Origin of the sequence: Amycolatopsis sp. NPDC005961 (genome assembly GCF_040629235.1) — a bacterium.
GTDB classification, from domain to species: Bacteria; Actinomycetota; Actinomycetes; order Mycobacteriales; family Pseudonocardiaceae; genus Amycolatopsis; species Amycolatopsis camponoti.
Window position 1 is genome coordinate 1 of record NZ_JBEXVF010000027.1, and the last position, 23,566, is coordinate 23,566.

Below are 23,566 nucleotides of genomic sequence, written 5' to 3' on the forward strand. Positions count from 1 at the left end.
GCCGCGGAAGCCGGGGTGATGCCTCGGTCGCTGGTGAACAGCACGATTCCGTAGTCCACGCGAGGAGCGTATTAGAACGTGTTTCAGTTTTCAAGGTCGGCCGCGAGTGCGAAAAGTGGCAACGTGGACGCGGAGAGTAACGTCGCGACGCGATCGAACGATGATCGAGGCGACCCCGGTTGCGCAGGCGGGGAGCAGCGCTCCGGCCCGGGACGCGTCAAGGTGGGCCCGAGAGCGACACGAGGCGGAGGCAGGGTGGACCTGGTAATCCATTGTGGACTCACGGTGTCCCAGTCAGTGGACGCACCGGCGGGGCGGGTTGGCGTGCGAATGCCCGTTTCCAGTACCGTGGACCACAGGTCGAGAGGCGCTGCAACGGACCGCCGGGTCCGCCACGCTCGACCGGGATCCACCGAACAAGGGCGCCTCCCGGATGAGGGAGGCTGCCGGTGAACCCGATCACCCCGCGAGAAACCCCCAGCGAGTCCGAGGCCACCGCGCGCCTGCGCGAGCTGCTCGGACAGCGGGTGGCGGTGCTCGACGGCGCGTGGGGCACCATGCTGCAGGGGGCCGGGCTGACCCCGGCCGACTACCGCGGCGACCGCTTCGGCGACCACACGCACGACGTCACCGGCGACCCCGACCTGCTGAACCTGACCCGCCCGGACGTCATCCTCGACGTCCACCGCCAGTACCTCGCGGCCGGCGCGGACATCACCACGACGAACACCTTCACCGCCACGAGCATCGGCCAGGCCGACTACGGGCTGCAGGACCACGTCCACGAGATGAACGTCCGCGGCGCGCAGCTCGCCCGCCAGGCCGCCGACGAGCTGGGCGGCAAGTTCGTCGCCGGGTCGATCGGCCCGCTGAACGTCACCCTCAGCCTCTCGCCCAAGGTTGACGACCCGGCGTACCGCGCCGTGACGTTCGAGCAGGTCAAGGCCGCGTACGCGGAGCAGATCCGCGGGCTCGCCGAAGGCGGCGTCGACCTGCTCATGATCGAGACGATCTTCGACACGCTCAACTGCAAGGCGGCCATCGCCGCGGCCCGCGACGTCGCGCCGCACCTGCCGCTGTGGATCTCGGTCACCATCGTCGACCTGAGCGGGCGGACGCTCTCGGGCCAGACCGTCGAGGCGTTCTGGAGCTCGATCGAGCACGCGAAGCCGCTGGTCGTCGGGGTCAACTGCTCGCTGGGCGCCGAGGAGATGCGCCCGCACGTCGAGGAGCTGTCGCGGATCGCGGGCACCTACGTCGCCTGTCACCCGAACGCCGGCCTGCCGAACGCGTTCGGCGGCTACGACCAGACGCCGGACGAGACCGCCGGGCTGATCGGCGGGTTCGCCCGCGAAGGCCTGGTCAACCTGGTCGGCGGCTGCTGCGGCACCAGCCCGGCGCACATCGCGAAGATCGCCGCCGCGGCCAAGGGCGTCAAGCCCCGCGAGGTGCCCGAGCCGCGCACGCACACCCGCTTCAGCGGGCTCGAGCCGTTCGGCATCGGCGCCGACACCGGGTTCGTGATGATCGGCGAGCGCACCAACGTCACCGGCTCCAAGCGGTTCCGCCGGCTCATCGAGTCCGGCGACCACCAGGGCGCCGTCGACGTCGCGCTGGAGCAGGTCCGCGGCGGGGCCAACCTGCTCGACGTCAACATGGACGCCGACCTGCTCGAGTCCGAGGAGGCGATGACGACGTTCCTCAACCTCATCGCCACCGAGCCCGAGGTGGCCCGGATCCCGGTGATGGTCGACAGCTCCAAGTGGACCGTGCTCGAAGCCGGCCTGCGCTGCCTGCAGGGCAAGGGCGTCGTCAACTCGATCAGCCTCAAGGAGGGCGAGGAGCCGTTCCTCGCCCAAGCCCGCATCATCCGCAACTACGGCGCCGGCGTCGTCGTGATGGCCTTCGACGAGCAGGGCCAGGCCGACACCGCCGACCGCAAGGTCGAGATCTGCGGCCGCGCCTACGACCTGCTGACGCAGCAGGCGGGGTTCGCGGGCGAGGACATCATCTTCGACCCGAACGTCCTCGCCGTGGCCACCGGCATCTCCGAGCACAACGGTTACGCGAAGGCGTTCCTCGAAGCGCTGCCGCGGATCAAGGAACGCTGTCCCGGCGCCCGGACCAGCGGCGGCATCTCGAACCTCTCGTTCTCCTTCCGCGGCAACGACGTCGTGCGCGAGGCCATGCACTCGGCGTTCCTCTTCCACGCCGTGCAGGTCGGCCTGGACATGGGCATCGTCAACGCTGGGCAGCTCGCGGTCTACCAGGACATCCCGGCCGATCTCCTCGAGCTGGTCGAGGACGTGCTCTTCGACCGCCGCGAAGACGCCACCGACCGGCTGGTCAGCTTCGCCGAGAACGTCAAGGGCAGCGGCACCAAGCGCGTCGTCGACCTCTCCTGGCGCGAAGGCACGGTCGGCGAACGGCTGTCGCACGCGCTGGTGCACGGCATCGTCGACTACATCGTCGAGGACACCGAAGAGGCACGGCAGCAGCTGGCCCGGCCCCTCGAGGTGATCGAGGGCCCGCTGATGGACGGCATGAAGATCGTCGGCGACCTGTTCGGCTCCGGCAAGATGTTCCTGCCGCAGGTGGTCAAGAGCGCCCGCGTGATGAAGCGGTCCGTCGCCTACCTCGAACCCTTCATGGAGGAGGAGAAGGAGAAGGCGCGCCAGGAAGGCCGGCTGGAGTCGTCGGGCGGCCAGGGCAAGATCGTGCTCGCCACCGTGAAGGGCGACGTCCACGACATCGGCAAGAACATCGTCGGGGTCGTGCTCGGCTGCAACAACTACGAGGTCATCGACCTCGGGGTGATGGTGCCGGCCGCCAAGATCCTCGACACCGCGGTCACCGAGGGTGCCGACGCGGTCGGGCTGTCCGGGCTGATCACGCCGTCGCTGGACGAGATGGTGGCGGTCGCGACCGAGATGCAGCGGCGCGGGCTGAAGCTGCCGCTGCTGATCGGCGGCGCCACGACGTCCCGCCAGCACACCGCCGTCAAGATCGCGCCCGCCTACGACAACGCGACGGTGCACGTCCTCGACGCGTCGCGGGTCGTCGGCGTGGTGTCCGACCTGCTCGACCCGGACCGCTCGATCGCGCTCGCCGAGAAGAACCGCGCCGACCAGGAAGTGCTGCGCGAGCAGCACGCGAACAAGCAGCGCCGCCCGATGCTGACCCTCGAGCAGGCCAGGGCGAACCCGGAGAAGGTGTCGTTCGACGCCCTGCCGACCCCGGCGTTCACCGGCCGCCGCGTCGTCGAGCCGAGCATCACCGAGCTGCGCGAGATGGTCGACTGGCAGTTCCTGTTCCTCGCCTGGGAGCTCAAGGGCAAGTACCCGGCCATCCTGGACGAGCCCGTCGCCCGTGAGCTGTTCGACGACGCGAACACGCTGCTCGACGAGATCATCGCGAACAGCAGCTTCCGCGCGAAGGGCGCGTACGCGTTCTGGCCGGCGCACAGCGAGGGTGACGACATCCTGCTCGACGGCGACTTCGCGCACGTCGGGTTCCCGATGCTGCGGCAGCAGACGTCGAAGCCGCTGGACCGCGCGAACCGCTGCCTGGCGGACTACATCGCGCCGGTGGGCGACCACCTCGGCGGCTTCGCGGTCGCCATCCACGGCGCCGACGACCTCGCCGCGAAGTACGAGGCCGAGCAGGACGACTACCGCGCGATCATGGTCAAGGCCCTGGCCGACCGGCTGGCCGAGGCGTTCGCGGAGTACATCCACCTCAAGGCCCGCCGCGACTGGTTCGAGCCCGACGCCGAACCGCTGCTGGAGGACCTGCACGCGGAGCGGTTCCGCGGCATCCGCCCGGCGCTCGGCTACCCGGCCAGCCCCGACCACAGCCAGAAGCGGGAGCTGTTCGAGCTGCTGGAGTCGGACGAGCTGGGGATGGCGCTGACGGAGTCGTTCGCGATGACGCCGGCGGCCGCCGTGTCCGGGCTGATCTTCGCGCACCCGGACTCGAAGTACTTCACCGTCGGCCGGCTCGGCCGCGACCAGATCGAGGACTACGCGCGGCGCAAGGGCGTCGAGATCGCCGAAGTCGAGCAGTGGCTGCGGCCGAACCTGGCCTACGAGCCCGAGGCGTAGTCCTTCAGCTCGATGTCCGTGGCGAAGCTGTCGGTCGCCTTGAGCATCAGGCGGAGCAGGAAGCGGGACTTGAACGTCCAGTCCCGCAGCTTGATCCGCAGCCGGGACGGCGGCGCGAGGAACGGGCCCGCGCTGCCGCGCTGCGAGACCTTGGCGTAGCCGCGCATCTGCTCCTCGTAGCGGGCGAAGGCGGCGCGGTGGTCGCCGTGGGCTTCGAGGAGTTCGCCGGCGAGCACGTACGCGCCGACGATCGCCAGGCCGGTGCCGAAGCCGCCGAGGGTGTTGCCGTAGGCGGCGTCGCCGAGCAGGACGACGCGGCCGCGGGAGTAGTGGCCGATCGTCACGCGGGCGAGCGAGTCGAGGTAGAAGTCGCGGGCCTGCGGAAGCTTCTCGATCAGCTCGGGCACCCGCCAGCCCGCGTCGCGGTAGGCGGCGGCCACCAGTTTCCGCTGGACTTCGGTGTCCGTGCGGTCGTAGTCCAGCTCAGGTGAAGCGAAGACGAAGAACGCCGACGCCTTCGGCCCGCCGACCGCGGCCATCCGGCCCGGCTCGTTGTACATCACGGCTTCGCCGTCCTCGACCTGCCCGCCCAGCTCGGCCAAGGCGTAGTAGTGGCCGAGGAAGCGGACGTAGTCGCGCTCCGGGCCGAAGGCCAGCCGCCGGATGTTCGAGTGGATGCCGTCGGCGCCGACGACTAGGTCGAACCGGCGCGGAGTGGCGTGGGCGAAGGTGACGTCGACGCCGTCCGCCGTCTCGGTCAGCGCCGTGATGGTGTCGCCGAAGAGGTACTCGCAGTGCGCGGCGGTGCGCTCGTACAGGAGGCCGGCCAGGTCGCCGCGGCGGATCTCGATGTCGCCGCCGGTGAACTCGCCGGGGATCACGGCCTGGGGCCGTCCCCCGGCGTCGATGATCGTCTGGTCGGTGCCGCCGGTCCGGCGGGCCAGGACGTCGTCGAGGATGCCCATGCGCTCCAGGACGGTCCGGTGGGTGGCGCCCTTGAAGTCGACGGCCTGGCCGCCCGGGCGCACCGACGGGGCGCGTTCGACGACGGTGACGGAACAGCCGTGGCGGGTCAGCCAGAGGGCGAGGGCGGGGCCGGCGATGCTGGCGCCGGAAATCAGGACGCTGAGATTTTTCATGGCACGGAGCTTCGCCGCGGGGGCTGACCGGTCCCTGGCGAAGCGCTGACGGCGGCCGTCAGCGACTGTCGCGAATGGACCGCACGCGGACCGTGACGGCGGAAAATTCCCGGCCGTGACCGGGACTTTCCCGCCGGTTTTCGCACGTTGACCCCGGCCGGTCGCGCGGGCACCATTTCCCGGGGGAGAGGGGGCGGCGATGCTGGACAGCGAAACGCGGCCGGCGGCCACCACACTCGGCGAGCTGCTGCGCAACGGGGAGCGCGCACTCGAGGCCGACGGCGACCTGCGCGCCGGCCGGGAGTGGTTCGACCGGGCGTACCGGGCCGCGGAGGCCGACTGCGACGGGGCCGGGATGGCGCGCGCCGCCTTGGGCATGGGCGGGCTGTGGGTGCACGAACACCGGAGCGCGCCCGCGGCGGCGTTGCTGCAGGCGCGGCTGCGCAGTGCGTGGACCGCGGTCGACCCGGGGTCGTCGCTGGCGCTGCGGCTCAAGGCCCGGCTCGCGGGCGAGGCCGACTACGTGGCCGGGGAGAGCAACGAGATCCTCGCCGTGCTCGAGGAAGCCAAGCGCGCGGGCGACCCGGTCGCCTGGGCCGAGGCCGCGAGCCTGGCCCACCACTGCCTGCTCGGCCCCGACCACGGTGGCCAGCGCCGCGCGCTCGCCCACGAGCTGATCACCGAGGGCTTCCGCACCGGGCGGCGCAGCGACCTGCTGATGGGCCTGCTCTGGCGCACGGTCGACCTCTTCCTCGACGGCGACCCGCACGCGCAGCGCGGGCTCGCCGACCTGCGCGGCCAGCTGGCCGGCTGCGACCACCTCGCGGTCGGATTCGTGCTCGACGCGATCGACGTCATGCTCAGCATCCGCGCCGGCCGGTTCGACGAGGCCGAAGCGCGCGCGGCCGCCTGTGCGCTGCGAGGCGAGCAGGCCGGCGACGCCGACGCGATCGGCTGGTACACCGCGCAGCTCGGCGCCATCCGGTGGTTCCAGGGCCGCGTGGCCGAGCTGCTGCCGGTGCTGCGCGAGACGGTGCACTCGCCGACGCTCAGCGCGGTGGACAACGCGTTCGTCGCCGGACTGGCCGTCTCCGCCGCTTCGGCCGGAGACGAGCGCGAGGCGGCCGGGGCGCTGGCCCGGCTGAGCGGGCAGGATCTGGCGCTGCTGCCGCGGTCGAGCAGCTGGCTCGTGTCGATGTACGGAATCGTCGAGTCGGCGTACCTGCTCTCGGACGTCGAATCGGCGCGCGCCGCCTACGCGCTGCTCACGCCCTTCGCGCGGCTGCCGATGATGGGCAGCCTCGCCGTCGCCTGCTTCGGCTCGGTGCAGCACGCGCTGGGCGTGGCGATGCTGACCGCGGGTGAAACCGAACGCGCCGCGGAGCACTTCCGGGCGGCCGTGCGCGACAACCTCGCGCTGGCCCACTGGCCGGCCGTGGTGCTGTCCCGCGCCCGGCTCGCGCAGGCGCTGGGGCCCGGCTCGGCCGAAGCCGGACGGGAGCTGGCCGCGGCGACGCGCGAAGCCGAGCAGCTCGGGATGGTGCTGCCCGTCTTCGCCGCCCGCGTCGCGGACCGCCGGGTCACGTGCCGGCGCCAGGGCAGCCACTGGCTCTTCGGTCTGGACGGGCGGTCCGTGCTGGTCGAGCACAGCGTCGGCATGGGCTACCTGGCGACGCTGCTGGACAACCCGGGGCACGAGCTGACCGCGGTCGAGCTGGCGCACGGGGTGGTCGCCGAGGTGACGTCCGCGCAGCCGACGCTCGACCGGACGGCGACCGCGCACTACCGGCGCTGGCTCGCGAACCTCGAGGCCGAGCTCGACGAGCACGAGGCCAACCACGACGCGGGCCGGGCGGAGAAGGTGCGCACCGAGCGCGACTGGCTGCTGGGCGAGCTGTCGGCCGCCGCCGGGCTCGCGGGCCGGGTCCGCGAGTTCGCGGGCGCGGAGGAGAAGGCGCGGATCGCGGTGGGCAAGGCGATCCGCCGCGCGCTGACCCGCATCGCGGCGGCGGACGCGGTGATCGGCGACGTCCTGCGCGACGGCGTCCACACCGGCACCCGCTGCTCCTACCACCCCACCTGACCCGTCGTGAGTGGGAAACAGTGTTCTGACCCTGTTTCCCACTCACGACCGGCCGGGAGGCGTGCGTGAGTCCGCTCGTCGTCGCCAACCCCGTCGAGCCCGCCGAACTCGCCGACGCGCTCGGGCTGCACCGGCCGACTCCCGAACAGGCCACCGTCATCGCCTCGCCGGTCGAGCCCTCCCTCGTCGTCGCCGGGGCCGGCGCCGGCAAGACCGAAACCATGGCCGCGCGGGTCGTCTGGCTCGTCGCCAACGGGATCGTCAGCCCCGACCGCGTCCTCGGCCTCACCTTCACCCGCAAGGCCGCTCGTCAGCTCGGCGAACGCGTGCGGGCCCGGCTGCGGCGACTCGCCGGCTCCGGGCTGCTCGACCGGCTCGACCCGAGCGGCGGCCTGCGGTCCACTGTGGTCGCCGGTGAGCCGACCGTCCTCACCTACCACGCCTACGCCGGGCGCCTGCTGTCCGAACACGGCCTGCGCCTGCCGGTCCAGCCCGGCGTCCGGTTGCTGTCCGAAACGTCGTCGTGGCAGATCGCGCACCGCGTCGTGTCCACTTGGGACAACGAGCTGGACACCGACCGCGTCCCGTCGACCGTCACCGCGGACGTCCTGCAGCTGGCCGGTGAGCTCGGTGAGCACCTCATCTCGGTCGACCAGCTCGCCGAATACACGACGTGGATGTGCCGCGTCATCGAGAACGCGCCGCGTGCCAAGGGACAGCGGGCCGCGCTGCCGCAGAAGCTCACGGAAATCATGGCAGCGCAGCACTTCCGGCTCGCGCTGCTGCCGCTGGTCGAGGAGTACCACCGGCGCAAGCGCAACGAAGGCGCGCTCGACTTCGCCGACCAGATGTCGCTGGCCGCGCAGCTCGCGAGCAACTACCCGTCGGTCGTGCGCGGCGAACGGGAGCGCTTCGGCGCGGTGCTGCTCGACGAATACCAGGACACCGGGCACGCCCAGCGCGTCCTGCTCCGGGCGCTGTTCGGCGGCGTCGAAAACCAGCCGATGCCGGTCACCGCGGTCGGCGACCCGGCCCAGGCGATCTACGGCTGGCGCGGGGCCAGCGCGGCCAACCTCCCCCGCTTCACCACGGACTTCCCGCGTCACGACGGGGAAAACCTGGTCCCCGCGAACGACTTCGGCCTGCTGACGAGCTTCCGCAACCCGCCGGAGATCCTCGACCTAGCCAACGCCATCGCCGAACCGCTGCGGGCGCGCGGCCTCGGCGTCGAACGGCTCCGGGCGCGCGAAGGCGCCGGGCCCGCGGACATCGCGTGCGCGCTGCTGCCGGACATCCGCGCCGAACGCGACTGGGTGGCCGACGCCCTCGCGCGGCGCTGGTACGCCACCCAGGAGGAGACCGGCAAGCCGCCGACCGCCGCCGTGCTCGTGCGGCGCCGCGCCGACATGGCGCCGATCGCCGCCGAGCTGCGGGCGCGTGGGCTGCCGGTCGAGGTCGTCGGGCTCGGCGGGCTCCTGGACGAGCCCGAGGTCGCGGACCTCGTCTCGACGCTCAAGGTGCTCGCCGACCCGCTGTCGGGCAGCGCGGCGGCCCGGCTGCTGACCGGCGCGCGCTGGCGGCTCGCGGCCGCCGACGTCGCCGCGTTGTGGCGGCGCGCCGGCGAACTCTCGAGTCCCGAGAAGCCGGACGCGCCCGAGCTGGTCGTGGAACGCGTCGAGCAGGCCGGGCTGATCGACGCCATCGACGAGCCGGGCTCGCCGGAACGGTATTCCGAAGAGGGCTACAAGCGCATCCGCCGCGTCGGCTGGGAGCTGTCCGCGTTGCGGCGGCGGCTCGACCAGTCGCTGCCCGAGCTGGTCGCCGACGTCGAACGCACGATGCTCCTGGACGTCGAATCGCTGGCGCGCCCCGGATCCGCCGGCCGCGCGCACCTGGACGCGTTCGCCGAGGTCGTCACCGACTACGCCGAGACGGCGCCGACGGCGACCCTGCTGTCCTTTGTGGACTATCTGAACACCGCCGCGCACGCCGAAGACGGCCTCACCCCGGGCGAGGTCGAGGTCGTGCCCGACCGCGTGCAGGTGCTCACCGTGCACTCGGCGAAGGGCCTCGAATGGGAGGTCGTCGCCGTCCCGCACCTGGTGCAGGACGTCTTCCCGGGGCGGCGGCGGTCGTCGTCGTGGCTGCGGACCGCGACGTCGCTGCCCGCGGCGTTGCGCGGGGACTCGCAGGACCTGCCGGAGCTGCGGATCGCCGACGGCTACGACCGCAAGGAAGTCCAAGAAGGACTGGAACTGCACGAAGCCGGGTTCGTCGAGCGGGAGCAGTCGGAGGAACGGCGGCTCTGCTACGTCGCGCTGACGCGGTCCGAGCGTGCGCTGATCGTGTCCGGGCACTGGTGGAACGAGAGCAGCAGCCGGTCCAAGGGGCCGTCGGAGTTCCTGACGGAGATCGGTGACGTCCTACGCGAGACCGGCGTCGGGCAGCTCGCCGAGTGGGCGCCGGAACCGTCCGAAGAGGACGAGAACCCGCTGGTGTCGGACTCGCGGAAGGGGCGCTGGCCGGTCGATCCGCTGGCCGACCGCCGCACCGGCGTCCAGACGGGGGTGGAGCTGGTGTCCGAAGCGCTGTCCACTGTGGATGAAGAGGTGTCCGAAGAGGATGATCCGGACGGCTGGCTGACCGACACCGACGTCCTCCTCGAAGAGTGGGCACGGAAGGACGACCGGGTCCGGCGGGTCCCGTTGCCGTCGCGGCTTTCGGTGAGCCAGCTGGTCGCGCTGGCCGACGACGCGGGGAAGCTGGCGGCGGACCTGAGCCGTCCGCTCCCGATGGAGCCGAACAGCTTCGCCCGCCGCGGCACGGAGTTCCACGGCTGGCTGGAGCGCCGGTTCGCGGGCGACCAGCTCATCGAGATCGACGACCTCCCGGGCGCGGCCGACTTCGGCGAGGCGCCCGACACCGATTTCGAAGAGCTGCAGACGGAGTTCGAGAAGAGCGAGTGGGCGGCCCGCGTGCCGGTGGCGGTGGAGGTGTCGTTCTCGGCGGACGTCGAGGGCATCACCTTGCGCGGCCGCATGGACGCCGTGTTCCGGCACCCGGACGGGTACTGGGAGGTCGTGGACTGGAAGACGGGCGCGGTCCCGCCGGAGTCCCGGCTGCCGGCGCTGGCGGTCCAGCTGGCGGCGTACCGGATGGCGTGGGCGGCGCTGAAGAACGTCCCGGTGGAGGAGGTCCGCGCGGCATTCCACTACGTCCGCGCGAACCGCACGATCCGCCCAGCCGACCTCCTGGACCCCGAAGGCCTCCGCCAAATCCTCCGCAACATCCCCGAAGCGTGACCCGAGGGTCGACACGCGTGATTGAGCAGTCGACACGCGTGATCAGAGGGTCGACACGCGTGATTGGAGAGTCGACACGGCGGGTTTGCGTGCCGGGGCCGTGTCGACCCTTCAATCACGCGAGTTGACCCTTCAATCACGCGTGTCGACCGTCTAATCACGCCGGTCAGGCGCGGTCGCGGACCCGAAGGGCCCACGCGATCAGGGGCCACTGCAGGGGGAGGCGGGCCCAGGCCATCGCGCGTTGCGGGGCCGGGGCTGCGGCAGCGTCGACGGCCATCTTGACGTTGCCTGGGAAGACGCCCAGGAAGAGCAGGGCCGCCGCCAGGCCGCCGAGGCGGCGGGTGCGGGGGACCGCCACCGCGGCCGCGACCGTCAGCTCGGCGACGCCCGAACCGTACGTCCACGCGCGCCGGGAACCCGGCAGCCACCGGGGGATCAGGCCGTCGAACGGCTTCGGGACGGCGAAGTGCAGGACGCCCATGAAGCCGAGGGCACCGGCCAGGAAGTGGGCGGGTCGCTGGGAGGTGGCCATCGACTCATCGTTCCACGCGGCGGCGGCCTACTCCGTTCGGCTATCCTCCGGGCGTGAGTGACGCTCGACACCTGCCGTGGGGAGCCGGTGCATGAAGGCACTGAGGCGGTTGCCGCTGGGCAGTCTCACCGATCGGCCGGACCACGAGCTCGTCGGCGTCCTGCGGATGCCCGAGCTGACGGTCAGCCCGCTGCGTTCGATCATGAAGCGGGTCATCGGCGCGACGCTCGCGCTGCTGCTGACGGTGATCATCGTCTACGTCGACCGTGACGGCTACCGCGACGCCAACGGCGACGGCCTGTCCCTGCTCGACAGCCTGTACTACGCCACCGTTTCGCTTTCGACGACCGGCTACGGCGACATCGCGCCGGCCACCTCGTCCGCCCGCCTGGTGAACGTGCTGGTGATCACCCCGCTGCGGGTGCTCTTCCTCATCGTCCTGGTCGGGACCACCCTGGAGGTGCTCACCGAGCGCTCCCGGCAGGCGTTCAAGATCCAGAAGTGGAGGACGAAGGTGCGCGACCACACGGTCGTCGTCGGGTTCGGCACCAAGGGCCGGTCCGCCGTCAACGCGCTGCTCGGCGACGAGAACATCGCCCCGGGGCAGATCGTCGTCGTCGACACCGACCAGCAGGCCCTCGACGCGGCGAGCGCGCTCGGCCTCGTCGCCGTGCACGGCTCGGCCACCCGCTCCGACGTCCTGCGCGTGGCCGCGGTGCAGCACGCGCGCGCGGTCGTCGTCGCCCCGAACCGGGACGACACGGCGGTCCTCGTCACGCTCACCGCGCGCGAACTGGCGCCCCAGGCGCACATCGTCGCGTCGGTGCGGGAGGCGGAGAACGTCCACCTGCTCAAGCAGTCCGGCGCCAACCAGGTCGTCGTCTCCAGCGAGACGGCCGGGCGGCTGCTCGGCATGGCGACGTCGACGCCGCTGGTCGTCGACATCATGGAGGACCTGCTCACGCCCGAATCGGGCCTGGCGATCGCCGAACGGCCGGTCGAGCCGTCCGAGGAGGGCGGGTCGCCGCGGCACCTGCCCGACCTCGTCCTCGGCCTGGTCCGCGACGGCGTCCTGTACCGCGTGGACGCTCCGCAGGCCGACGCCATCGAGCCGGGCGACAAGCTGCTCTACGTCAAGAAGGTGACGCAGGCGGAGAAGATCGAGCGGTAGGTCCGCTTCGCCCGGCGAGACCCGGCGGGACCTGGTAGCCGGGACCGGGGCGCCTGGGTTTTGCCCGCCGGATCTGGAACCATGGCGAAGTGCCCCCGCGATCACTCGATCTCAAGTGGCCCACGGTGGCGATCCCCGCCGCGGCGGGTGTGCTCGTCGTACTGCTGGCCTGGCTGGCCGGCCCGGGGCTGCTGGGCATCTCGAACGACGACGTGGGCGCGCCGGTACAGGCCGAGGTCACCAAGCCGGCGCCGTGCGACCGGCCGGACGCGGTCGAGACCGTGAAGTTCACCGTCGCGGGCAAGACGCACGAAGGCACCCTGAACGGCTGCGGGCACGGCCAAGGCGAGCGGGTCGACGTCGGCGTCCCGGAGGTGCTGCCCGACCAGGGGACGGTCACGGTCCGCGTCGCGGACACCTCGGCGGGCGCCTCGGACGCACGGCGCCCGGTCGGCCTGTTCCTGCTGGTGTTCGCGTGCTTCTCGGGCGGGATGTTCGTCTACCTGTGGCTGAGCATCCCGCTGCGACCCAAAACAGCTAGCTGACCTCGGACGACGGCGCCGCGAAGGTGTTGCAGTCGGAGATCCGGTTGCTCGTCGCGCCCGCCCGCCACCAGGACGCGTAGTGCGCGTTCGTCCCGTGGTCGTGGCTGCGGGAGGTGTTGTCGCCGCGGGTCTCCTGGTCGTTCCAGGCCTTGTTGTACATGTCGCGGCTGATCGTGCCGCCCTGGTCGACGTGCGCGCCGAGGAACATGCCCGAGAAGCACTGGGCCTGCAGTTCCTTGCGTCGCGACATCTCCAGCCCGGCCGGGCTGTTCTGGCCGGCCTCGTAGATCTTCTGCCAGGCCGCGTCCATCAGCCCGGCGACCTCCTGCACGTGGTGGCCGTACTCGTGGGCGAACAGGGCCAGGTAGACGCCGGGGTTGTTGCCGTACTGGTCGGTCTGCAGCCCGCGGAACGGGACGTACAGGTTGTTTTCGCAGTAGTACGCGGCGGTCGCGATGCCGACCTGGATGGTGCCGCACTCGGTCTCGAAGCTCGCGCCCGTCGGGAAGTGCAGCGCGGGTGGCGTGAACGGCAGGTGGTAGGCCTCGAGGAACGGGCCCCACGCCGCGTCCAGGCACTTGCTGGCCGCGGTGAAGAACGCTTCCGCGCCCGCCTGGGTGCTCTGCCACGTCGGCAGCGTGCAGACGCGGTTCTGCAGGCCGGCGTTCGGGTCCTGCAGGATCGGGTGGTCGGCGAGCTTGAGGATCTTCTGCGGGCCGGTCGCGCTGGGCGCGGAGGTCTCGGACGGCGGGCTCGACGCCGAGGCCGGAGCGCCCGCGCCGCCGGGCTGCAGGGGTGAAGGGACGTCTTGGGACGACGGCGTGTCCCGGAAGTTCGCGTTGGCCAGAGGGGTCTCGCCGCGGTTGAGGGCGACGATCGCGACCAGCCCGAGCACCAGCACGGCGACCGCGCCGAGGCACACCCCGATTACCGCGGCGGGAGACCGGCGACGCGGCGCGGACACGGTGTGCGGGCGGCCCAGCCAGGGAAGATCCGGTTGCGCATCCGGCACCGGCGGCGGCTGGACGGTTCCGCGAGGCGGTACCTGGCCGTGGGGCGGTTGCGTCACTAGGCAGTCCCGAAGGGTCTCGGTACGGACCGGGGGTACCCGATCCCGCCATTCAGCATATCGGGGGAATGGGGCCTCTCGCACCCGTCCGTGCGCACGGTGTCACCGCGAACGGACGTCACCCCAGGTCTGGCCGGGTGCGACCGGCTCTGAAAGAGTGTTGCCAACCAGGTACCGCAGGCGAGGGGCTTCGATGACAGACACCGGTGGCGCGCCCGGCGACAAGGGCGACGACACGCCGACACCCAGCCAGGGCGTCCCACGGATTCCCGCCCCCGGATCGGGTGATTCGAAGCCGGCCGAAGACCACTCCGCGTCACCGGCGACGCCGCCGCGCGGGTGGCAGCCGCCGGACGCCCAGGCGACCCCGGGACCGGCGACCCCGCCGGGCTGGGAGCGGCCGCCGACACCGCCGACATCGCCGACACCACTGCCGCCGTACGGCGGGCAGCAGCAGTACCAGCAGCAGTACCAGCAGCCGCGGGGCTGGAGCCCGCACGGGCTCGGCAAGCCCGGCGTGATCGCGCTGCGGCCGCTCAACATCGGCGACATCCTCGACGGCGCGATCACCGCGATCCGCCGGCACCCGCTGCTGATCCTCGGCATCGGCGCGGTGATGGCGGTGCTCACCGCCGGGATCACGTTCCTCGTGCAGAAGTACGTGATCGCCGACTTCGAGAACCTCGCCACGACGGCGACCCTCGGCCCGGGCGCGACCGACGAAGAAGTGCGCAACCTCGTCTTCGGCACCTTCGGCGACCTCTTCCTCGTGCTGATCCCGACGCTGCTGATCTCGACCCTGCTGCTGGCGATCACCACCGGCCTGATGGCCACGGTGATGGGCCGGGCCGCGCTGGGCCGCGAGGTCACGTTCGGCATCGCGTGGCGCGAGCTGCAGCCGCGGCTGTTCCCGCTGCTCGGCGTCGCGTTCGTGTACGCGCTGGTCACGACGCTCGGCCTGATGCTCTGCATCGTCCCCGGCGTGCTGGCCTGGGTGTTCTGGGCGCTGGCCGTGCCGGCGCTCGTGCTCGAGCGCGGGACGTTCCGCGAGGCGTTCGCGCGGTCGATCAAGCTGGTCGGCGGCGCGTTCTGGCGGGTGCTGGGCATCCTGCTGCTGGCGCGGCTCATCCAGTCGCTGTTCGAGAACATCATCCAGCTGCCGTTCGCCCTCGGCACCGGCGTCTTCGACCAGGTGCTCAACCCGGGCAAGGTGACGCTGCCCAGCACGGGTGACCTGCTGCTGCAGTCGGCCGGGCAGATCGTCTCCGGCACCATCGCGATCCCGTTCGTCACGCTGGTCACCGTGATCGTCTACCTCGACCAGCGGATGCGCCGCGAAGGCATGGACATCGAGCTGGCCCGCGCGGCCGGCGTGCAGCCGCCGCAGGCATGGTGACGCTGGTCCTCATCGACGTCCCGGTCGACATCGACCGGGACGCCGCGCGCCGCGCTGCCGCGGAAGAGCTGACCGACCCGAAGTACCGGGACGCGCAGCCGAACTTCCTGCAGCAGATCGGGCAGTGGCTCGGCGAGCAGCTGGAGAAGCTGCTCAACGGCGTTTCGTCCGTGGTCCCGGGCGGGATCTGGGGCGTGCTGCTCGTCCTCGTGCTGCTGATCGTGCTCGTCGTCGTGGTCCGGCTGCGCACCGGCAAGATCGCCCGCACGTCCCGGGCCGGCGGGACGGTCTTCGGCGGCAGGCGCCAGAGCGCCGACGACTACCGCCGCTCGGCCGCCGAAGCCGCGGCCGCCGGCCGGTACGACGACGCCGTCCGCGACCGCTTCCGCGCCGTCGTGCGGGCCCTGGAGGAACGCGCGCTGCTCGACGCCCGCTCCGGCCGGACCGCGGACGAGGCCGCCGCCGAAGCCGGGACCCTGCTGCCGAACGTCGCGGCGGAACTGCGGGAAGGCGCGCGGCTCTTCGACGACGTCCACTACGGCGGCCGCGAAGGCACCGAAACGGCGTACCGGACGCTCACCGAGCTGGACGAACGCTGCGGCCGGGAAAAGCCGGTCGCCCTGGCGGCCTCGTGACCACCTCCGTTTCGCCGGACGTGCGCCGGATCTGGCGCGGTGCGCGGATCCCGCTCGCCCTGGTCGCGCTGATCTTCGCCGCCGGGGCCCTGCTCCTGCTCGGCCGCGGCGAGCAGACCCACGGCGCGCTCGAACCCGGCTCGTACGAACCCGGCGGCGCCCACGCGCTCGCGCAGCTCCTGCGGGACCAGGGCGTCGACGTCCGGACCGCGCACACCGCCGACGAAGCCGACGACGCGATCAGCGAAGACGCGACGCTGCTGGTCACCCAGCCCGACCTCGTCCCGGCGAAGCGGCTCGACGCGCTGCGGCAGCACGCCGCGGACGTCGTCTTCGTGACGCCGGGAGCCCCGACGCTGCACGACTCGCTGCCGCTGGTGCACCCGGTCGGCCAGAGCGACACCGGCACCCTGAGCCCGCAGTGCACGGTCGCCGCGGCCGTCGCGGCGGGCGACGTCACCCTCGGTGGCATCGGGTACGCCTCGCCCGGCGCGCGGTCCTGCTACCCCGGCGAAGACGGCGGCGGCACGCTGCTGCAGCTCGCCGACGCGGGCGGCACGACGACGCTGCTCGGCTCGCCCGCCCCGCTGACCAACTCGCGGCTCGCCGACGAGGGCAACGCCGCGCTCGGGCTGCACCTGCTCGGCGGGCACCCGAAGCTCGTCTGGTACCTGCCGTCCACGGCGGACCCGGCGCTGGACGACACCCGCAAGTCGATCTTCGAGCTGATCCCCGACGGCTGGTACTACGGTGCGGCGCAGGCGTTCGTCGCCGTGGCGCTGCTGGCGCTGTGGCGGGCGCGCCGGCTCGGCCCGGTGGTCACCGAGCCGCTGCCGATCGTCGTGCGCGCGGCCGAAACCGCCGAAGGGCGCGCCCGGCTGTACCGGCGGGCGAAGGCCGCGGGACACGCGGGCGAGACGCTGCGGGAAGCGGCGCGGAGCCGGCTGCGGACCGTGCTGGGCCTGCCGCGCGACGCCGACGCGGCGGCGCTGGTGACCGCGGTGAGCGCGCGCACCGGGCGGCCGGCCAACGACATCGGCGCGGTGCTCCACGGCCCGCCGGTGCCGGACGACCCCGCGCTGGTCCGGCTGGCCGGCGAACTGGACAGGGTGGAACGAGAGGTGGGGCGAACTTGACCAGCGAGAACGCGACGGGGGCCCGGGACGCGCTGATTGCGCTGCGCGCGGAGGTCGGCAAGGCCGTCGTCGGCAACGACGCCGCCGTCACCGGGCTGATCCTGGCGCTGCTGTGCCGCGGGCACGTGCTGCTCGAAGGCGTCCCTGGGGTAGCGAAAACGCTGCTCGTGCGGGCGCTGGCCGCGGCGCTGGACCTGGAGACCACGCGCGTGCAGTTCACGCCGGACCTGATGCCCGGCGACGTCACCGGCTCGATCGTCTACGACGCGCACAGCGGCGAGTTCTCCTTCCGCGAGGGGCCGGTGTTCACGAACCTGCTCCTCGCCGACGAGATCAACCGGACGCCGCCGAAGACGCAGTCGTCGCTGCTGGAGGCGATGGAGGAGCGGCAGGTCTCGCTCGACGGCAAGACGCGGCCGCTGCCCGACCCGTTCATCGTGATCGCCACGCAGAACCCGGTGGAGTACGAAGGCACCTATCCGCTGCCGGAGGCGCAGCTGGACCGGTTCCTGCTGAAGCTGACCATGCCCACGCCGTCGCGCGAGGACGAGATCGGCATCCTCTGGCGGCACGCGCAGGGTTTCGACCCGCGCAACCTGGCCGCGGCGGGCTTGAAGGCGGTCGCGGGCGCGACGGAGCTGGCGGCGGCGCGGGAAGCCGTGGCCCGCGTGACGATCGGGCCCGAGGTGATCGGGTACGTCGTCGACCTGTGCCGGGCGACGCGGTCGTTGCCGTCGGTGCGGATCGGCGTTTCCCCGCGTGGCGCCACGGCGTTGCTCGCGGTGACGCGGGCCTGGGCGTGGCTCGCCGGGCGCGACTACGCGACCCCCGACGACGTCAAGGCCCTGGCGCGGCCCGCGTTGCGGCACCGTCTCGACGTGCGGCCGGAGGCCGAGCTGGAGGGCGTCACCGCGGACGGCGTGCTCGACCGCGTGCTCGCGTCCGTGCCCGTGCCGCGCTGACATGGCCGTCACCGGAAGGCTCGGGCTGCTCGCGCTGTTCGGCGCGCTGGTGGTCGGGCTGGTGTGGCCGTCGACGACCGGGATCCTGGCCGTCGGCGGTGTGCTCGTGCTGCTCGTGGTCGTCGACCTCGTGCTGGCGGGAAGCGTGCGGCCGCTGGCTTTCCGGCGGTCGGGCGACACGTCGGTGCGGCTCGGCGAGCCGTGCGAGGTGACGCTGGTCGTCGCGAACCCCGGTGGCCGTGCGGTGCGCGGCCAGCTGCGTGACGCGTGGCCGCCTTCGGCCGGAGCCGCGGACCGGCACGCTTTGCGCGTCCCGGCCGGGGAACGGCAGGCGCTGGTGACTTCCCTGCGGCCGACGCGGCGCGGCGACCGGACGGCGGCGCGGGTGACGGTCCGGTCGGTCGGGCCGCTGGGCGTGGCCGCGCGGCAGGGTTCGCACGAGGTGCCGTGGACCGTCCGCGTGCTGCCGCCGTTCCACAGCCGCAAGCACCTGCCGTCGCGGCTGGCGCGGCTGCAGCAGCTCGACGGCCGCAGCGCGGTGCTGATCCGCGGTCAGGGCACGGAGTTCGACTCGCTGCGCGAGTACGTGATCGGCGACGACGTCCGCTCGATCGACTGGCGCGCGACGGCGCGGGCGGCGGACGTGATGGTCCGGACCTGGCGCCCGGAGCGCGACCGGCACGTGGTGCTGGTGCTGGACACGGGCCGCGTGTCGGCCGGCCGGGTCGGCGACGCCCCGCGCCTGGACGCGGCGATGGACGCGGCGCTGCTGCTGGCCGTGCTGGCTTCCCGGGCGGGCGACCGCGTCGACCTGCTGGCGTACGACCGTCGCCTGCGGGCCGCGGTGCAGGGTTCTTCGGGGGCCTCCCTGCTGACGTCCCTGGTGAACGCGATGGCGCCGATCGAGCCGTCGCTGGTCGAGACGGACGCGCGGGGGATGGTCGCGGAGGTGCTCCAGCGCACCCGCCGCCGTTCGCTGGTGGTGCTGCTGACCGGGCTCGACGCGGCGCCGCTGGAGGAAGGCCTGTTCCCGGTGCTGAGCTCGCTGACCGCGCGGCACGAGCTGATCGTGGCGGCGGTGGCGGACCCGCGGGTCGCGGAGATGCTCACCGGCCGGGGCGACGCGGAGGCCGTGTACGACGCGGCGGCGGCGTCGCGGGCGACGGCGGAGCGGCAGCGGGTGACCGAACGCCTGGCCCGGCACGGGGTCAGCGTGGTGGACGCGGTGCCGGAGGAGCTGCCGCCGGCGCTGGCGGACCGGTACCTGGCGCTGAAGGCGGCCGGGCGGCTCTAACGGGTGGCTCCGGTGGTGAACGTCCGTTCGGCCTGTTAAGCCCGAAGCATGTGGAAGCTCATGGCGGTGGCCCTGGCGATCTCTTCGGCGCCCGCGGTGGACGGTTCTCCCGTCTACCTGGCCGACGGCGGGGGCAAGCTCTCGCTCGCGGTGGCCGACGGCAAGCCCGTGCTGGCCGACGCGGGGGACGCGGGCGCGAAGTGGACGTACGCCTCGCAGCGTTTCACGAATGTCCAGAGTGGACAGTGCTTGACGGCGGCGAGCCCGGTCGACGGGGTGGCGGTGAAGATGGCCGCCTGCGACGACAAGGACAAGCACCAGACGTGGCGGCGCGTGGCGGGACTGCCGGGCCTGGTCGAGATCGCGAACGTCGCGACGGCGCGGTGCCTGACCGCGGAGGACGCCGCCCCGGGGGCCCGGCTGTACCAGGAAGTCTGTTCCCTGACGGGCATCGCGAACACGTGGGCGGCGGGCGGCCGGACGCTGGCGATCCTGTCCGGCAACGGCCAGCGCCTGGCGTCGAAGGACCCGGGAACGCCGTTCGTGGTCCGGGTGATCGGCGAAAACGGCCAGCCGGCGGCGGACGTGCCGGTGACGTTCTTCGTCCGCGCGGCCCGCCCGAAGAACGCTTTGGTGTTCGAAGGCGGCGGCGAGACGGTGACGGTCAAGACGGGCGCGGACGGAACGGCGTCGAGCCCGAAGCTGGTGCTGACCGAGGTGGGCGAGTTCGAGGCGCGGTTCGTCGGGACGGCCGGGCTGGAGGACGGATCGTCGATCGCCTTCGAGGGCTCGTGCCTATGCTGACTCGGGCAGGGCGTCCCCGGCGTCGCGCGCGTCGAGGTCGCCCACTTCGCCTTCCTTCGCCGCCCGTCGGCCGAGCGTGAAAACGTAGACCAGGAAAGCGATTTCGACCGCGACGCCGATCCCCACCCGGACCCACGTCGGCCAGCCGGACGGCGTCACGAACGCTTCGATCAGCCCGGACACGAACAGCACGCACGCCAGCCCCAGCGCCATCACCACGACCGAACGGCCTTGCTCGGCCAGCGCTTTCGTCCGGGAACGGCGGCCGGGGTCGACCACCGTCCAGCCGAGCTTCAGCCCGGTGCCCGCCGCGATGAACACCGCCGTCAGCTCCAGGAGGCCGTGGGGGAGCAGGAGGCCGATCATCACGTCGCCGCGGCCGGCCGCGCTCATCGCGCCGATGATCACGCCCGCGTTGAGCGAGTTCAGCCACAGCGCGCCGATCACCGGCATGCCCAGCGCGATGCCGAGGAACAGGCAGGTCGCGGCCACCCAGGCGTTGTTCGTCCACACGCGCGCCGCGAACGACGTCGCCGGGCCCGTCGAGTAGTAGCTCTCCGCCTCGCCGCCGGGCTTGGTCAGCTGGTTGAGCTCGTCCGCGCTGCCGATCGACGCGCGCACGTTCGGGTCGCCGGCGACCCAGACCGCGATCACGACCATCACCGCGATCGACACCAGCGCGGCCGGGATCCACCAGCGCCGCGAGAGGTACACGGCGGCGGGGAAGCGGCGCGTGAAGAACAGGGCGACCTCGCGCCACGCGGGGTTGTGCGACCCCGAGATCGCGCTCCGGCCGCGGGCGACCAGCCCGGACAGGCGGCTCACCAGGGCCGGGTCGGGCGCGACCGACCGGACGATCGACAGGTGGGTCGCGGTCCGCTGGTAGAGCGTCACCAGCTCGTCGGCCTCCGCCCCCGTCAGCTTGCCGCCGCGGTGGGTCAGCTCGCCGAGCCGGGACCACTCCGCCGAGTGCGTCGCGACGAAGACGTCCACATCCACGAGGTCAGCCTATCCGTCGCTACGCTGGGCCGTGTGCACGAGGAATCCGAGCTGGTCACCGGCGAAGCCGTCGTCCTGGACCTGCACGTCGCCAAGCTCGCCAGCCGGGCGCTGGCGATGGTGCTGGACGTCCTCGTGCAGTTCGCGCTGTTCATCGGCGCGTTCGTCGTGCTCATGCTCACCGTGCCGGGCGACGACGGATCGCTCGCGCTGACCCTCCTCCTGGTGTTCGTGGTGCTGATCATGGTCGGCTACCCGGTGCTGTTCGAGACGCTGTCGCGGGGCCGTTCGCTGGGCAAGATGGCGGTCGGGCTGCGCGTGGTGCGCGTCGACGGCGGGCCGATCCGTTTCCGCCACGCCCTGACGCGCGGCCTCGCCGGGTTCGTCATCGACTTCTGGGCGCTCGGCGTGTTCGGGGCGGTGGCGGTGATCGTGTCGCTGTGCTCGTCCGACGGCCGCCGCGTCGGCGACTTCCTCGCCGGCACGCTGGTGGTCCGCGACCGCGTGCCGGAAAGCGTGGGCTACCCGGCGATCGGCATGCCGCCGGGCCTCGAGGGCTGGGCGGCCCAGCTCGACCTGACGCGGCTCCCGGACGACCTCGCGCTGGCGAGCCGTCAGTTCCTGGCGCGGTTCGGCCAGCTGGCGCCGGAAGCGTCGCACGCGCTGGGCTGGAAGCTGGCGCAGCAGGTCGGCAACGCACTGGGGACGCCGGTGCCGCCGGGCGTGCCGCCGTGGGCGTTCCTGGCGGCGGTGCTGGCGGAACGGCGCAACCGCGACCACGCGCGGGCGGTCCGGGCTTACGCGGCGCAGGTCGCGGCGGCGCGCGGGCAGCTCCCCGCCACGCCGGGGCCGGATCGGCCGGGGTTCCCGCAGGCCGGGTACCCGGCGAGCGCTCAGCTCGGGTCGACCGCCACGGGCGGGCAGCCCGCCGTGGCCTCGCCCTGGCGGGCGGCCGACGCGGACACGCCGACCCCGCCGTCCGGAACCCCGGTGCCTCCCGCCGAAAACCCGTTCGCCCCGCCGGGCTAGGAGACGTCTCCCGACGCGGCCAGCCACGTGTTGCACTGCTGGTTGCGGTTCTTGGTCGCGCCGTGCTGCCACCAGGAGATGTTGTGCTTGGCGCTGCCGTGGTCGCGCTTGCCGTTGCGGGCGTAGTCGTCGCCGCGGTCCTGGGCGTTCCAGGCCTCGTTGTAGATGTTCTTGTCGACCGAGCCGCCCGAGACCGACGCCGAGCCGAGGAACATGCCCGAGAAGCACTGCGCCTCGAGCTCCATCCGCCGGGACAGCTCCAGCCCGACCGCCGAGTCGGCGCCCGCGTCGTAGCGCTGGTTGCCGTACGCCTCGGAGATGCCGGCCAGGTTCTGCACGTGGTGGCCGTATTCGTGGGCGAGCATCGAGAGGTAGGGACCGGGGTGGTTGCCCCACACGTCGATCTCGATGCGGTCCAGCGGCATGTAGATCGTGTCGTTCGACGGGCAGTAGAACGGCGTCACACCGGTCGTCGTGCCGCCGCTGCCGCACGGCGTCGACGACTCCGACAGCGACCGCGGCACCGACAGGTTCGGCGACCGGAACGGCAGGTTCGCGCCGCCGAGCATGCGCGACCACATCGCGTCGAGGCAGGCGATCCCGGACTGGAAGAAGCGGGTGGCGCTGCCCTGGTCGGTCGCCCAGCGGCTCAGCGAGCAGGAGACGTTCTGCAGGCCGTAGTCGGCACTGGCGAACATCGGGTTGTCCCCGGTCGCGGCGACCGGGCGCGGCCCGCGCGGGGGCTCGGACGTGCGGGTCGTGCGCTCGGTGGTCTCGCTGCTGGTCGTGTCTTCGGTGGACGACGTGGTTTCGGTGGTCTCGGCGGCGGAGGTCGTTTCGTCGGTGTCCGAGGGGTAGGTGCTGGAGTACCCCGCGTCGGCGACGTGCCGCGTGTTGCCCCCGATCAGCGCGACGGCCGCGACGAGCCCCCCGACGACGGCGACGATCCCGATGATCGCGACGGCGACGATGACCCCGGTGTTGGACTTCTTGGCGACGTAGGGGCGGTAGCCGGGCGCGAACCGCGGGCCGTAGGGCGCACCGGGCGGCGGGCCGGCGTAGGAAGGGGCGAAGGCGGGCGGGACAGCGGCGGCCGGCGGCGGGAGGGGCGCGCCGGCCGGAGGGAAGCCGGGGCGCGGGTAGGGGCCGGTCGGTGGGCCGTGAGCGGGGAAGCCCTGGGTGCCTTGCGGGCCTCGGGGAGGGTGGCCGGGAAACTGCGGACCTTGCTGCGGCTGTCCGACCGGCCCCGGCCCCGGCGGCAACGGCCGAGTCCCCGGCGGTGGCAGCGGCCGAGCCCCGGGTGGTGGCAACGGCCGGGCCCCCGGCGGTGGCAACGGCCGCCGAGGGTCGTGCGGGCCAGGACC

Annotated in this window: 17 protein-coding genes and 1 riboswitch; of the genes, 12 read left to right on the plus strand and 5 right to left on the minus strand. The window is 72.6% G+C overall.

Annotation, left to right across the window (positions count from 1 at the left end; genetic code table 11):
- The first annotated feature begins 356 nt into the window (after window positions 1–356).
- Window positions 357–435: riboswitch (S-adenosyl-L-homocysteine riboswitch) on the plus strand.
- A 14-nt stretch (window positions 436–449) separates the two neighbouring features.
- The gene (gene metH / locus ABZ342_RS24000; protein WP_360476862.1) at window positions 450–4,103 is read left to right on the plus strand and encodes a methionine synthase; all 3,654 of its coding nucleotides are present in this window, start codon (window positions 450–452) and stop codon (window positions 4,101–4,103) included.
- Here metH and ABZ342_RS24005 read toward each other — a convergent pair.
- Window positions 4,085–5,242, minus strand: coding sequence for an FAD-dependent monooxygenase (locus tag ABZ342_RS24005; RefSeq protein WP_360476865.1), 1,158 nt, complete (start codon window positions 5,240–5,242; stop codon window positions 4,085–4,087). The two genes, metH and ABZ342_RS24005, sit on opposite strands and share 19 nt — an antisense overlap.
- 199 nt (window positions 5,243–5,441) lie before the next feature.
- Between ABZ342_RS24005 and ABZ342_RS24010 the strand changes: the two genes are divergently transcribed.
- A complete protein-coding gene (locus tag ABZ342_RS24010) occupies window positions 5,442–7,325 on the plus strand; it encodes a hypothetical protein (protein ID WP_360476868.1) in 1,884 nt (627 codons plus the stop codon).
- Between the two features lie 65 nt (window positions 7,326–7,390).
- The gene (locus ABZ342_RS24015; RefSeq protein ID WP_360476870.1) at window positions 7,391–10,627 is read left to right on the plus strand and encodes an ATP-dependent DNA helicase; all 3,237 of its coding nucleotides are present in this window, start codon (window positions 7,391–7,393) and stop codon (window positions 10,625–10,627) included.
- Window positions 10,628–10,793: 166 nt separating this feature from the next.
- Here the strand turns inward: ABZ342_RS24015 and ABZ342_RS24020 are convergent, their stop codons facing one another.
- The gene (locus ABZ342_RS24020; RefSeq protein WP_360476873.1) at window positions 10,794–11,162 is read right to left on the minus strand and encodes a hypothetical protein; all 369 of its coding nucleotides are present in this window, start codon (window positions 11,160–11,162) and stop codon (window positions 10,794–10,796) included.
- A gap of 91 nt (window positions 11,163–11,253) precedes the next feature.
- Between ABZ342_RS24020 and ABZ342_RS24025 the strand changes: the two genes are divergently transcribed.
- Both ABZ342_RS24025 and ABZ342_RS24030 read left to right on the plus strand, forming a co-directional pair.
- Window positions 11,254–12,333 (plus strand): potassium channel family protein, encoded by a 1,080-nt coding sequence (locus ABZ342_RS24025; protein ID WP_155549253.1) that lies wholly within the window; start codon window positions 11,254–11,256, stop codon window positions 12,331–12,333.
- Between the two features lie 125 nt (window positions 12,334–12,458).
- Window positions 12,459–12,878 (plus strand): hypothetical protein, encoded by a 420-nt coding sequence (locus ABZ342_RS24030; protein WP_360477085.1) that lies wholly within the window; start codon window positions 12,459–12,461, stop codon window positions 12,876–12,878.
- Here ABZ342_RS24030 and ABZ342_RS24035 read toward each other — a convergent pair.
- Window positions 12,871–13,890 (minus strand): neutral zinc metallopeptidase, encoded by a 1,020-nt coding sequence (locus ABZ342_RS24035; protein ID WP_360476877.1) that lies wholly within the window; start codon window positions 13,888–13,890, stop codon window positions 12,871–12,873. The genes ABZ342_RS24030 and ABZ342_RS24035 overlap by 8 nt on opposite strands.
- A 250-nt stretch (window positions 13,891–14,140) precedes the next feature.
- Between ABZ342_RS24035 and ABZ342_RS24040 the strand changes: the two genes are divergently transcribed.
- The 6 genes from ABZ342_RS24040 to ABZ342_RS24065 are packed head-to-tail and all read left to right on the plus strand — an operon-like array spanning window position 14,141 to window position 20,174.
- Entirely contained in the window at window positions 14,141–15,343 is a 1,203-nt protein-coding gene (locus tag ABZ342_RS24040) for a hypothetical protein (RefSeq protein WP_360476880.1), read from the plus strand.
- Complete coding sequence (locus ABZ342_RS24045) at window positions 15,337–15,978, plus strand: DUF4129 domain-containing protein (RefSeq protein WP_360476883.1); 642 nt, start codon at window positions 15,337–15,339, stop codon at window positions 15,976–15,978. The genes ABZ342_RS24040 and ABZ342_RS24045 overlap by 7 nt, the downstream gene beginning before the upstream one ends.
- A complete protein-coding gene (locus ABZ342_RS24050) occupies window positions 15,975–17,114 on the plus strand; it encodes a DUF4350 domain-containing protein (RefSeq protein WP_360476886.1) in 1,140 nt (379 codons plus the stop codon). The genes ABZ342_RS24045 and ABZ342_RS24050 overlap by 4 nt, the downstream gene beginning before the upstream one ends.
- The gene (locus ABZ342_RS24055; protein WP_155549257.1) at window positions 17,111–18,076 is read left to right on the plus strand and encodes a MoxR family ATPase; all 966 of its coding nucleotides are present in this window, start codon (window positions 17,111–17,113) and stop codon (window positions 18,074–18,076) included. The genes ABZ342_RS24050 and ABZ342_RS24055 overlap by 4 nt, the downstream gene beginning before the upstream one ends.
- 1 nt (window position 18,077) lies before the next feature.
- Window positions 18,078–19,370: a DUF58 domain-containing protein gene (locus ABZ342_RS24060; RefSeq protein WP_360476890.1), complete on the plus strand. Its 1,293-nt coding sequence runs from the start codon at window positions 18,078–18,080 to the stop codon at window positions 19,368–19,370.
- 48 nt (window positions 19,371–19,418) lie between these two features.
- Entirely contained in the window at window positions 19,419–20,174 is a 756-nt protein-coding gene (locus tag ABZ342_RS24065; protein ID WP_360476893.1) for a ricin-type beta-trefoil lectin domain protein, read from the plus strand.
- Here ABZ342_RS24065 and ABZ342_RS24070 read toward each other — a convergent pair.
- Window positions 20,166–21,173: a stage II sporulation protein M gene (locus ABZ342_RS24070; protein WP_360476896.1), complete on the minus strand. Its 1,008-nt coding sequence runs from the start codon at window positions 21,171–21,173 to the stop codon at window positions 20,166–20,168. The genes ABZ342_RS24065 and ABZ342_RS24070 overlap by 9 nt on opposite strands.
- 33 nt (window positions 21,174–21,206) lie before the next feature.
- On the opposite strand from ABZ342_RS24070, the gene ABZ342_RS24075 reads away from it, so the two are divergent.
- Window positions 21,207–22,202: an RDD family protein gene (locus ABZ342_RS24075; RefSeq protein WP_360476899.1), complete on the plus strand. Its 996-nt coding sequence runs from the start codon at window positions 21,207–21,209 to the stop codon at window positions 22,200–22,202.
- Here ABZ342_RS24075 and ABZ342_RS24080 read toward each other — a convergent pair.
- Complete coding sequence (locus ABZ342_RS24080; protein WP_360476902.1) at window positions 22,199–23,464, minus strand: neutral zinc metallopeptidase; 1,266 nt, start codon at window positions 23,462–23,464, stop codon at window positions 22,199–22,201. The two genes, ABZ342_RS24075 and ABZ342_RS24080, sit on opposite strands and share 4 nt — an antisense overlap.
- Window positions 23,465–23,566: the final 102 nt, after the last annotated feature.